Raw genomic sequence first — 11,126 nt, 5'->3', positions numbered from 1 at the left:
CGGAACGATAGCCCGGCGGGACGTTGAGGACGAAAGAAGACAGGACGTTGCCGGTGAAGTCGGCGGCGATGCGCTCGTAGACGATCGACGAGCCGTCGACGGAGAATCGGTTGCGTTCGGCCGAACGGGTCAGCCCGTCCTCCATGCTGGGCGTGGCGATGAAGTAATCCACACCTACATCGAGGCTACGTGCGATTTGGGCGAGCGTGCCAAGCGAAGGGGTGGCATGATCGCGCTCGACTTGGCTGAGGTAACCGACCGAAATGCCTGCGGCGTCACACAATTCCTGCAATGTCATCGACAGCTTGCGGCGGCGCGCACGGATTAGAGCGCCCACTTTGGGCTGCATCGACGCCGCGTTTTTGCTGGCCTCCGAGGACACGCTTTTTTGCTCCCATCAAAATTTTTTTGATCTAAGCAAAATTATTTGTATAGTCCAAGCGGAATTTTGAGCGACAGAAGACATCCGTGCCGCATCGCCGGCGCGCCAGAGGTGGTGGGAACAAAGACCGCGTGGCATCAGAAACCGACTCCGCCGTACAGGCGCTTCCAGCAGGGCCCGGCGGCTCGTCTCGCAATGCGCGGCACGCCTGGAAAACAGTGAAAGGCGTGCTGGGCTTCCTGGTCGCCATCGCGTTTACCTTTCTTGGCCTCCTTGCCATCACCTTCTTCATTGGCCGCGTCGTGCCGATCGATCCGGTGCTTGCCGTTGTCGGCGACCGCGCCCCGCGCGCCGTCTATGAAGCCGCCCGCATCGAAATGGGGCTCGACAAGCCGCTGATCGTCCAGTTCTTCCACTATGTCGGCAATGTCCTGACCGGCGACCTCGGCATGTCGGTCTCCACCGGCAAGCCCGTTGTCGAAGACCTCAAGCGGGTTTTCCCGGCAACGCTGGAGATGGCGACGCTTGGCATCATGATCGGCGTGCTGCTCGGTGTGCCGATGGGTGTCTACGCGGCAAGCCGCCAGGGCAGCCTGCTCGACCAGGTTATCCGCGTTGTCGGCCTGCTCGGTTATTCGATCCCGGCCTTCTGGCTCGGCCTTGTCGGCCTGGCGCTGTTTTACGCCAAGCTGCAGTGGGTTGGCGGACCTGGTCGGCTCGACATCTTTTATGATGGTATTGTCCCACCGGTCACCGGGCTCGTTCTGATCGACTCCCTGCTTGCCGGCGAAACCGAAATCTTCTTCAACGCCTTGACCCATATCGCGCTGCCGGCTGCGGTGCTCGGCTTCTTCAGCCTGGCCTACATCGCTCGCATGACGCGCTCCTTCATGCTTGACCAGTTGGCGCAAGAATATGTCACCACCGCCCGCGTCAAGGGTGTGTCGGAACGGCTTGTGCTGTGGCGCCACGCTTTCCGGCCGATCCTCGTGCCGCTCATCACCGTCATAGGCCTGTCCTACGCCGGCCTGCTCGAAGGTTCGGTGATGATCGAGACCGTGTTCTCCTGGCCCGGCATCGGTAACTATCTGACCACGGCTCTGCTCAATGCCGACATGAACGCCGTTCTGGGGTCCACGTTGGTCATCGGCGCTGTCTTCATCGGCATCAACAAGATTTCGGACGTGCTCTATCGCGTCCTCGACCCGAGGGCACGCTGATGGCGACGACACGTGATTGGCTTCTCGACGACTCGCCGTCCTCGCGGCTGCAGGCGCGGCTTGGCCGCAGCTATCGCCTGAGCCGCGCACTTTCCCGCAATCCGCTGGCCATGGTCGGCGCGATCATCGTTTTGACGCTTATCCTGGTGGCGTTGTTTGCGCCCTGGATCGCGACCCATTCGCCGATCGGCCAGGATCTCGCCATGCGGCTCAAGCCGCCGAGCTGGGAAAACTGGATGGGCACCGACGAGCTCGGTCGCGATATCTGGAGCCGCGTCGTCTATGGCGCGCGCATCACGCTGATGATCGTGGCGCTGGTTGCAGTGCTTGCAGCTCCAGTCGGGCTGATCATCGGTGCCGTCGCCGGCTATTTCGGCGGCTGGACCGACCGTTTCCTGATGGGCATCACCGACATCTTCCTGTCGATGCCCAAGCTGATCCTGGCGCTGGCTTTCGTCGCGGCGCTTGGACCCGGCATCCAGAACGCCATTATCGCCATCGCGATCGCCACCTGGCCGGGCTATGCCCGCATCGCCAGGGCCGAGACGCTGACGATCCGCAATTCGGAATTCGTCGCGGCGGTCGAGTTGCAGGGCGCGTCGTCGTTCCGCGTTATCGTCAACCACATCCTGCCGCTGTGTACGTCTTCTATGATCATCCGSGTCACCCTCGACATGGCCGGCATSATCCTGACCGCCGCAGGCCTCGGCTTCATCGGCCTCGGCGCTCAGCCGCCGCTTCCCGAGTGGGGCGCCATGATCTCGCGCGGCCGCTCCTTCATCCTCGACCAGTGGTGGGTGGCGACAATGCCCGGCTTTGCCATCGTCATCGTCAGCCTCGGCTTCTGCTTCTTGGGTGACGGCCTGCGCGATGTGCTTGATCCCAAGCATGGAGATCGGCAATGAGCGCCCTGCTTAAAATCCGCAATCTGAAGGTCACCTTTCCGACGGCCCGTGGCCCGGTCGACGTGGTCAAGGGCCTGTCGCTGACGCTTGGGCGCGAACGCCTCGGCATCRTTGGCGAGAGCGGCTCTGGCAAGTCGATGACCGGCCGCGCGATCCTGCGGCTCATCCGTTCGCCCGGCCGGGTCACCGCCGACGAAATGACTTTCAATGGCTCAGACCTTTTGTCGCTGTCTGAAAAGCAGATGCGCGCCGTTCGTGGCGCCCGCATTTCGATGGTCATGCAGGATCCGAAATTCTCGCTGAACCCGGTCATGACCATCGGCGCCCAGATCGCCGAGGCACTTCTGACCCATCAGAAGCTTGGCCGCGGCGACATCCGCAACCGCACGCTCGCCATGCTGGAAGCCGTGCGCATCAACGATCCCGAACGCGTGCTCGGGCTCTATCCGCACGAGGTTTCGGGCGGCATGGGCCAGCGCATCATGATCGCCATGATGCTGATCCCCGAGCCCGATCYGTTGATCGCTGACGAACCGACATCGGCGCTCGACGTCTCGGTGCAGGCCCAGGTGCTCGAGATCATCGACGACCTGGTCAAGCGCAAGGGCATGGGCCTGATCCTGATCAGCCACGACCTGGACCTCGTTTCGGCCTATTGCGACCGCATCCTGGTGATGCGCAGCGGCGAGGTGGTCGAGGAATGCGATGCCGGCGAGCTCAAGAACGCCAAGCATCCCTATACGCGCGGTTTGCTCGCCTCGATCCCGCGCATCGACGAGAGCCGCGACGAGCTTCCTGTCCTCGAACGTACTGGGGCTTCGACATGAGCGCGCTGGCGATCGACAATCTCGACATCTCCTACGGCGAGTCGAAGGTCACCCACGGCATCGGCTTCAACGTCGCCGAGGGCGAGAGCTTCGCTTTGGTCGGCGAGAGCGGCTCGGGCAAGACCACCGTGCTCAAGGCGATTGCCGGCATGGCCAAGAGCTGGACCGGCTCCATCTCGGTGTTCGGTGAGCCGCGCACGCACGGCATCGACCGTGGTTTCGCCAAGCAATGCCAGATGGTGTTCCAGGACCCATATGGCTCACTGCATCCGCGCAAGACGGTCGACGCGACGTTGAGCGAGCCGCTTGCCATCCATGGCATTGGCAATAGTGGTGAGCGCGTGGACGAAGTCATGCAGTCGGTCGGCCTCGACCGCCGCTTCCGCTTCCGCTTTCCGCACCAGCTGTCGGGCGGCCAGCGCCAGCGCGTGGCGATTGCCCGCGCGCTGATCCTCAAGCCCAAGATGCTTCTGCTCGACGAGCCGACTTCGGCGCTCGACGTATCGGTACAGGCGGAAATTCTTAACCTGCTCAAGCGCCTGCGCCGCGAGCAGGGGCTGACCTATCTGATGGTCACGCACAACCTGCCGGTCGTTTCGTTCCTGTGCGACCGCCTTGCCGTCATGCGCCACGGCCGTATCGTCGAGATCGCCGATGTCGACCAGCTCAAGCGTAGCGCGCTTGTCGATCCCTATTCGCGCGAACTGACCAAGTTCAGCGCGGCCCATCTCCAGAACTGAAATAGAGGTAAGTCATGACAGAAACCAATTTCGCCGAGGCGCTGGCCGCCTTCGATGCCGCCATTGCGACCACGACCGAAGTCGAGGGCGTGTGGAAGGCGCTTCAGGCCTTGGCCGACGTCGTTGTTGGCGCGAAGCTGTTCACGGTCATGAAGCTCGACTGGGCCAATGAGCTTTCGGGCCGCACCTACACCAGCCACCCCGACGCCTATCCGGTTTCCGGAACCAAGCCGATCAACCGCACGCACTGGTTCGACACGATCCACGTCCAGCGCAAGCCGTTCGTCGCCAATACGATCAAGGACATCGCCGACGTGTTCCCCGATCACGAGACGATCTGGTCGCTCGGCTGTGGCTCGGTCCTCAATTGGCCGGTCTTTGTCGGCGACACCATGCTCGGCACGGTCAACATGCTGCACGAAGAGCACTTCTACACGCCGCTGCGTGTCGAAGCGGCCAACCAGCTGTCGCTGGCAGCCAAGACCGCCTTCCTCGCTGTCGAGCACCTCGAACGCCGCTAAAACATGATCTGGCCGGGTCGCCTGGCGGCCCGGCCTTTTCACATTCCCACCACCAGCGCCCCTCCGGTGAGTCCAGCGCCTGCTGCAGCGAGCAAGAGCTTGTCGCCGCGGCGGAACGCTTCGGCCCGATGCGCGACCGACAGCGACAGCGGGATGGTGGCGGCTGATGAATTGCCATAGTCGGCGATCGTCTTGACGATGCGCTGGTCCTCGATGCCAAGCGACTTGCCGACAGCGTTGAAGATGCGGGCATTGGCCTGGTGCGGCACGAAGCGGGCGATGTCTCCAGCGCCCAGCTTTGCCCCAGTAAGCGCCTCTGCCGAGCAGCGGCTCATCATCTCCACCGCCTTGACGAAAACCTCGCGGCCATTGGCGATGGTCATGCGTGTTTCGGCGATGTCCAGCTCGTCTGAAAACGGCCGGCTGCTGCCGCCGGACGGAATCTGGATCAGGCCGTAGCCCGAACCGTCCGACGCCACCGAAGCGCCGAGAATGCCCTTTTCAGGATCGTCCGACGGGCCAAGTACGACCGCACCCGCCGCGTCAGCGAACAGCACAGCGCTTGCGCGCTCGGCCGGGTTGATGCGGCGGCTCAGGATGTTGGCGGCAATGACGAGTGCCGGCTTGTTGTGCAGGCGCACGAACCCGTCGGCGAAGGTCATGGCATAGATGAAGCCGGCGCAGGCGCCGGCAAGGTCGACACCGCCGGCACCGTTGAGGCTGAGCTTGTGTGCAACCAGCGGGGCGCTGGGCGGCAACAGATGATCGGGCGTGGATGTCGCGAGCAGCAACAGCCCGACCTCGGTGCGGTCGATGCCAGCGGCTTCGAGCGCCATGTCGCCGGCCTTGGCCGCCAGATCAGATAGCGTGTCGTGGGGCTCGGCCCAATAACGCGAGCGGATGCCGGTGCGCCCTTCGATCCAGCCAGATTCCAGTCCGAGACTGGCCTCGATCTCGGCGTTCGGCACCTTTCGCGAGGGAACATGGTGGCCGAAGCCGAGGATGCGCGCCGAACGGATCACCCGGCGCGTCCCACGAGGTCGGCGGCTTCATCRACGGCATCGTAGAGCTGGTCGAGTTCGCCAGAGGCCACGCAGTAGGGCGGCAGCACATAGATGACATTGCCGAGCGGCCTGACCAAAAGCCCGCGTTCGAGGAAGAATGCCCGGAGTTTCGGCCCGACCTCGGCGAGATAACCGGCCTTGCCGACGCGCAGGTCGAGTGCCGCAATCGTGCCCGTCGTGCGCACGTTTTCGAAGCGGTCGTCGTTGCGGAACCGCGACAGCTTTTCCGCCTGCATACGCGACAGATCGGCGACGCGCTCGGCCACCGGCTCATCGCGCCATATCGAGACATTGGCGAGTGCCGCGGCACAGGCGATGGGGTTGGCGGTGTAGGAACTCGAATGGAAGAAGGTCTTGGCGCGGTCTTGTGAAARATGCGCGCGAAAGACGGCGTCGGTGGCGAGCGTCGCGGCGAGCGGCAGAGAGCCGCCGGTCAGGCCCTTGGACGTGCACAATATGTCGGGCGCAATACCGGCCTGCTCGCAGGCGAASAWSGTGCCGGTGCGGCCSCAGCCGGTSATCACCTCGTCGGCGATGACAAGCGTGCCGGATTTCTCTGCGATGCGCTTGAGTTCGGTCAGCGCCCATGCCGGATACATCAGCATGCCTCCGGCGCCGAGCACCAGCGGCTCCGCAATCAGCGCAGCTGCCTTGCCGTCCCGCGTTAGTGCCTCGAAGCGGTCGAGTGTTTCCTGCTCGCGGCCCGGCGTGGGGAAGGGGATGGTGTCGACCTCAAACAGCAGCGGGTCGTAGGCGGCGTTGAACACCCCGCGCGCGCCCACGCTCATCGTGCCGATCGTATCGCCGTGATAGCTGTGTTCCATGACGACGATGCGCGAGCGCGCCGCGCCGTTGTTGCGGTGGAAGCCGAGCGCCATCTTCAAAGCCACCTCGACGCTGGTTGAGCCGCTGTCGGAATAAAACACCCAGTCGAGCCCGGCGGGCGCCATTTCAACCAGCGCTGATGCGAGCAGTTCGGCTGGTTCATGGCTCAGCCCGGCGAAAATCACCTGGTCGAGCGTTTCCGTTGCCGTGCGGATTGCCGAAACAATCTTTGGGTGCCGGTGGCCGTGAGTGATGACCCACCAGGACGAGATCGCATCGAGGATGCGCTTGCCGCCAGCGGTCTCGACAAAGGCACCCTCGGCGCGCGCGATGGTCGGCGGCACAGGCTCGGTGGCGTGCTGGGTGAAAGGGTGCCAGACAGCGGAACGGCTCATTGCTGAGGCTCCAGGAAATCTGTGGCGTTGAACGAAGCACGCATGGCAGCGGCGAGCGATTCCGGTGTCAGTGGATCGAGGCGAGGCAGGCGACCCAGCACGCGGACCTTGCCCATCTCCGCAATGGTCCGCTGCGTGTCCGGCATCTCGTCGCCGATGAAGGCGACGCCGAGCAGTGGGATCGAACGGCTGCGCAGCGCTTCGATCGACAAAAGCGTGTGGTTGATCGTGCCGAGCCCGGTACGGGCGCAAAGCACTACCGGCGCTTGCCAGCGGGCAAAGACGTCGATGTAGAGCGCTTGCCTGTTGATAGGGACCATTAGTCCACCGGCGCCTTCGACGATGAGGGGGCTTTGGGTGACTGGCAATGCGAGCTTGCCGATGTCGATCTCCACGCCGTCCAGTTCGGCGGCGCGATGCGGCGAAAGCGGCGCGTTGAGGCAATACGCCTCGGGCAGGATGCGCTCGGCCGGTAGGCCGCAAAGCCGCGCCACGATCTCGCTGTCGGTCTCGTCTTCGATGCCCGATTGCACCGGCTTCCAGTAGGTGCCGTCGAGCAGGCCGGCGAGCCCGGCCGAAAACACAGTCTTGCCGATGCCGGTGTCGGTGCCGGTGACGACGATGGCGTTGTTCATTGCTTCCATTCCTCGGCAAGCGCGTCGAATAGCGCGACGACATCCGCCTCATCGATATTCAAGGTAAGCGAGACCCTGAGCCGCGCCGTGCCTTCGGGCACAGTCGGGGGCCGGATGCCGCGCACGTCGAAGCCGCGTTGCTGAAGCGCTTCGGCCAGCGCCATGGCGCGTCCGTTGTCGCCGACGATGATCGGCAAGATCTGCGAGCCGCTTGGCTTGAGKCCGATTGCCTCGGTCCTCGCACCAGCCAACGCGACAAGCCGGGCAAGCTTTTCACGCCGCTCAGGCTCGTCGGCGAGGATATCGAGCGCTTCCATTGCAGCGACCGCCATCAGCGGTGAGGGTGCGGTGGCGTAGATGAAGGGTCGGCAGCGGTTGACGATGTAGCCTGCGAGCGTCGCTGGCGCGGTGACGAGAGCTCCTGAGCCGCCCAGCGCCTTGCCGCATGTGTGCAGCACAATGACGTTGTCGCGGCCTTCGAGATTATACGCCAATCCGCGGCCGTCAGGCCCGTAGACGCCGGTCGCATGCGCCTCGTCGACGAACAGGAAAGCGTCGTTCCGATCGGCAATGGCCAGCAGGTCGCTCAGCGGAGCGACGTCGCCATCCATGCTGTATAGGCTCTCGGCAACGATCCAGGCACGGCCAATCCCGCCGCTGGCGCGCCAGGTGCGAATGGCGGTGTCGACTGCTTCAGGATCATTGTGCGCGGCCTCCACCATTTCGGCGCGCCCGGCGCGTGCACCTTCATGGGCGCTGRCATGAATCAGCTCATCGAGCACGACCAGGTCGCCCTTTTGCGGCAGGGTCGTCAGCACGGCGAAATTGGCGATGTAGCCGCCGCCGAAAAGCAGCGCGCGTTCGGTGCCGAAGAAGCTCGCCGCCTTGGCCTCCAGCGCCTCATGCTCCGGGTCGTTGCCGCGCAACAGCCGCGAGCCGGTGGCGCCGACAGGCGTGCCGTTGGCAAGGGCGGTTGCGACCGCATCAGCCAAACGTTTCGACCCGGCGAGGCCTATGTAATCGTTCGAGGCGAAATCGAGCCCGGCGCGGGCGCTGAGCGTCCGCAGCCGGCTCTTTCGGGCCAGCCCGCGCAGGCTGGTCTCGTAGCGGTCGAGCAAGGCTCGCCCGCTCACTGGGCGCCGCGCTCCATCGGCTCGATGCCGAGACGGCGGAAAAGTGCGCTGTCCTTGTCTTCCCCAGGGTTTTCGGCGGTCAGAAGCGTGTCGCCGACAAAGATCGAGTTCGCCCCGGCAAAGAAGCACAGCGCCTGCATTTCATCGCTCATCGCTGTGCGGCCGGCCGACAGGCGCACATGCGACTTCGGCATCATGATGCGGGCAAGGGCTATGGTGCGGACGAATTCGATCGGCTCGATGGGCGCGGCTTCGGCGAGCGGGGTGCCGTCGATCGGGATCAGCATGTTGATCGGCACGCTGTCGGGATGCTCCGGCAGATTGGCAAGCGTCACCAGCATGTCGACGCGGTCGAGCGCCTGCTCGCCCATGCCGACGATGCCRCCGCAGCAGACCTTGATGCCGCTGTCGCGAACATTGGCCAGCGTATCGAGCCGGTCGGCGAAGCTGCGCGTCGAAATGATCTCGTTATAGTAGCGTTCCGACGTGTCGATGTTGTGATTGTAGTAGTCGAGACCGGCGCGCTTCAATTGCCGGGCCTGGTCGAGATCGAGCATGCCGAGCGTCATGCAGGTCTCCATGCCGAGCGCCTTGACGCCCTCGACCATGGCCACCACGGCATCCATGTCGCGCGCCTTGGGGCTGCGCCACGCCGCACCCATGCAATAGCGCGTCGCACCCGCATCGCGCGCCTTCTTGGCCTCGGCGAGAACGCGCTGCACTTCCATCAGCTTGGAGGCCTTGAGGCCGGATTCGTGATGCGCCGACTGGCTGCAATAGCCGCAATCCTCGGGGCAGCCGCCGGTCTTGATGGAAAGCAGTCGCGAAAGCTGGACGCGATTGGGGTCGAAATTCTGCCGGTGCACCGTCTGCGCACGGAAGAGCAGGTCGTTGAAGGGCGAATCATAGATCGCCCGTGCCTCCTCAAGCGTCCAGGCCGGGCGCATGCCGTTGAGCTGTTGCGAAGTCCCGTTCAAGTGCATTTCGGCCGTCATGCGGTCTCCATCGCCTGCGTTGCTTCCCCACCGGGGCGGGACAATTGCCCCGATCAGCCGATCGTGTCCAGCCCAATGTCCAGGATCGGCGCGCTGTGGGTCAGCCAGCCGATCGAAATCAGGTCGACGCCGGTGGCGGCGATGGCCGGTGCTGTGGCCGGCGTGACACGGCCGGATGCTTCGGTGATGGCGCGTCCGCCGACCATGTCCACCGCGCGGGAAAGTTGCTCGGTGGTCATGTTGTCGAGCAGCACCGCATCGACACCGAGCGCCAGCGCTTCGTCCAATTGGTCGAGCGTGTCGACCTCGGCCTCGATCTTCACCAGATGGCCGACACCGGCCCTGGCGCGCTCGATCGCCTGTTTCACGCCGCCTGATATGGCTATGTGGTTGTCCTTGATCAGCACGGCGTCGTCGAGGCCGAAACGGTGGTTGGAGCCGCCTCCGGCACGCACGGCGTATTTTTCGAGCGCGCGCAGGCCGGGCGTGGTCTTGCGCGTGCACACGATGCTCGCCTTGTGGTCGCGCACGGCCTCCACAATCGCCGCCGTCGCGCTAGCGATGCCGCTGAGATGACAGAGGAAGTTGAGCGCAACGCGCTCGGCGGTCAGAAGGCCGCGTGCTGGGCCGCTCAGCGTGGCGATGGTTTCGCCTGCTGCGATCGCACTGCCGTCTGGTTTTGCCACTTTCATCTCGATGGCTGGATCGATCAGGCGAAAGGCAAGTGCGGCAAGATCGAGTCCGGCAACGAAGCCGGGCTGGCGCGCGGCGAGCACAACCGTCGCTCGCAGGTCGGCAGGCACGATGGCGTCGGTGGTGAGGTCGCCGGCGCGGCCGAGATCTTCGAGCAAAGCGGCGCGAACCAGTGGTTCCAGCATGATCTGGGGCAGGGGTGTCAGGGTCATTTCAGGCGCTCCGGGCAAGCGGTGTGGCAGCGAGTTCGACAGCCGCTTTGAGTGCGGAATCAAGGGTGATTTTAGAACGGCGTCCAACAGTGTTGTTGGGAGGGAAATCCGTCCGGCAATGGGCGCCACGGCTTTCCTCGCGCTGGAGCGCTGAGACAACCATCATCAGCCCCACTATTGCCGGATCGGAGGCGGCGGAACTGCGCGTAGCAAGTGGCAGCAACGCGGAGGCCGCCCCGCGCAGTCCGTCGCCGTCGCGCAGGACGCCCAGAGCAGATGAAACGATGTTGCGCACCAGCGATGGATCGGAACGCACCGGTATAGCGGTGTTTGCCAGGAATTTCCGGCTATCAGCGGCAACACCTGCCACACTCCTAGCGATCCAACTTGCCGTCACCACTGCCTCTGTCAGCGAGTTGCTGGCGAGCCTGTTGGCGCCGTGCAGCCCGGTCGAGGCGACCTCGCCGCAGGCCCAAAGGCCAGCCACCGAAGTGCGGCCCTCTGCGTCCACGGCAACGCCGCCCATGTGGTAGTGCGCCGCCGGGCGTACCGGGATTGGCTGAACCGCAGGGTTGATGC

13 protein-coding genes are annotated in these 11,126 nt (G+C 64.3%); 5 read left to right on the top strand and 8 right to left on the bottom strand.

What is annotated here, in order from left to right; all coding sequences use genetic code 11:
- Positions 1 to 349, bottom strand: a 349-nt coding sequence (locus tag AC1DUU_RS11785; RefSeq protein WP_476783600.1) for a helix-turn-helix domain-containing protein, incomplete at its 3' end; no start/stop codon positions are given.
- Between the two features lie 260 nt (positions 350 to 609).
- On the opposite strand from AC1DUU_RS11785, the gene AC1DUU_RS11780 reads away from it, so the two are divergent.
- Genes AC1DUU_RS11780 through AC1DUU_RS11760 form a run of 5 tightly spaced genes read left to right on the top strand, consistent with a single transcriptional unit; the run spans position 610 to position 4,595 of the window.
- Positions 610 to 1,602 carry an ABC transporter permease gene (locus AC1DUU_RS11780; protein ID WP_476783599.1) on the top strand — a complete coding sequence of 331 codons (993 nt, stop codon included), beginning with the start codon at positions 610 to 612 and terminating at the stop codon, positions 1,600 to 1,602.
- Positions 1,602 to 2,507: an ABC transporter permease gene (locus AC1DUU_RS11775; protein ID WP_476783598.1), complete on the top strand. Its 906-nt coding sequence runs from the start codon at positions 1,602 to 1,604 to the stop codon at positions 2,505 to 2,507. Before AC1DUU_RS11780 ends, AC1DUU_RS11775 begins: the two co-directional genes overlap by 1 nt.
- Positions 2,504 to 3,334 (top strand): ABC transporter ATP-binding protein, encoded by an 831-nt coding sequence (locus AC1DUU_RS11770; RefSeq protein WP_476783597.1) that lies wholly within the window; start codon positions 2,504 to 2,506, stop codon positions 3,332 to 3,334. The genes AC1DUU_RS11775 and AC1DUU_RS11770 overlap by 4 nt, the downstream gene beginning before the upstream one ends.
- Positions 3,331 to 4,074 carry an ABC transporter ATP-binding protein gene (locus AC1DUU_RS11765; RefSeq protein WP_476783596.1) on the top strand — a complete coding sequence of 248 codons (744 nt, stop codon included), beginning with the start codon at positions 3,331 to 3,333 and terminating at the stop codon, positions 4,072 to 4,074. The genes AC1DUU_RS11770 and AC1DUU_RS11765 overlap by 4 nt, the downstream gene beginning before the upstream one ends.
- Positions 4,075 to 4,088: 14 nt before the next feature.
- Positions 4,089 to 4,595, top strand: coding sequence for a GAF domain-containing protein (locus tag AC1DUU_RS11760; protein ID WP_476783595.1), 507 nt, complete (start codon positions 4,089 to 4,091; stop codon positions 4,593 to 4,595).
- A gap of 38 nt (positions 4,596 to 4,633) precedes the next feature.
- Here the strand turns inward: AC1DUU_RS11760 and AC1DUU_RS11755 are convergent, their stop codons facing one another.
- The 7 genes from AC1DUU_RS11755 to AC1DUU_RS11725 form a co-directional block, all read right to left on the bottom strand.
- Positions 4,634 to 5,617 carry a beta-ketoacyl-ACP synthase III gene (locus tag AC1DUU_RS11755; protein WP_476783594.1) on the bottom strand — a complete coding sequence of 328 codons (984 nt, stop codon included), beginning with the start codon at positions 5,615 to 5,617 and terminating at the stop codon, positions 4,634 to 4,636.
- Positions 5,614 to 6,879 carry an adenosylmethionine--8-amino-7-oxononanoate transaminase gene (locus AC1DUU_RS11750; protein ID WP_476783593.1) on the bottom strand — a complete coding sequence of 422 codons (1,266 nt, stop codon included), beginning with the start codon at positions 6,877 to 6,879 and terminating at the stop codon, positions 5,614 to 5,616. Before AC1DUU_RS11750 ends, AC1DUU_RS11755 begins: the two co-directional genes overlap by 4 nt.
- Positions 6,876 to 7,514: a dethiobiotin synthase gene (gene bioD / locus AC1DUU_RS11745; protein ID WP_476783592.1), complete on the bottom strand. Its 639-nt coding sequence runs from the start codon at positions 7,512 to 7,514 to the stop codon at positions 6,876 to 6,878. Before bioD ends, AC1DUU_RS11750 begins: the two co-directional genes overlap by 4 nt.
- Entirely contained in the window at positions 7,511 to 8,647 is a 1,137-nt protein-coding gene (locus tag AC1DUU_RS11740) for an 8-amino-7-oxononanoate synthase (RefSeq protein ID WP_476783591.1), read from the bottom strand. The genes bioD and AC1DUU_RS11740 overlap by 4 nt, the downstream gene beginning before the upstream one ends.
- Positions 8,644 to 9,642, bottom strand: coding sequence for a biotin synthase BioB (bioB, locus tag AC1DUU_RS11735; protein WP_476783590.1), 999 nt, complete (start codon positions 9,640 to 9,642; stop codon positions 8,644 to 8,646). Before bioB ends, AC1DUU_RS11740 begins: the two co-directional genes overlap by 4 nt.
- Positions 9,643 to 9,695: 53 nt before the next feature.
- Positions 9,696 to 10,547 (bottom strand): carboxylating nicotinate-nucleotide diphosphorylase, encoded by an 852-nt coding sequence (gene nadC / locus AC1DUU_RS11730; RefSeq protein ID WP_476783589.1) that lies wholly within the window; start codon positions 10,545 to 10,547, stop codon positions 9,696 to 9,698.
- Position 10,548: 1 nt separating this feature from the next.
- Positions 10,549 to 11,126: FAD-binding protein (locus AC1DUU_RS11725; RefSeq protein ID WP_476783588.1), on the bottom strand; the 578-nt coding region annotated here is incomplete at its 5' end.

This window comes from Aminobacter sp. P4_H6_2 (assembly GCF_056400805.1).
This window is presented reverse-complemented; position numbering and strand designations above follow the sequence as displayed.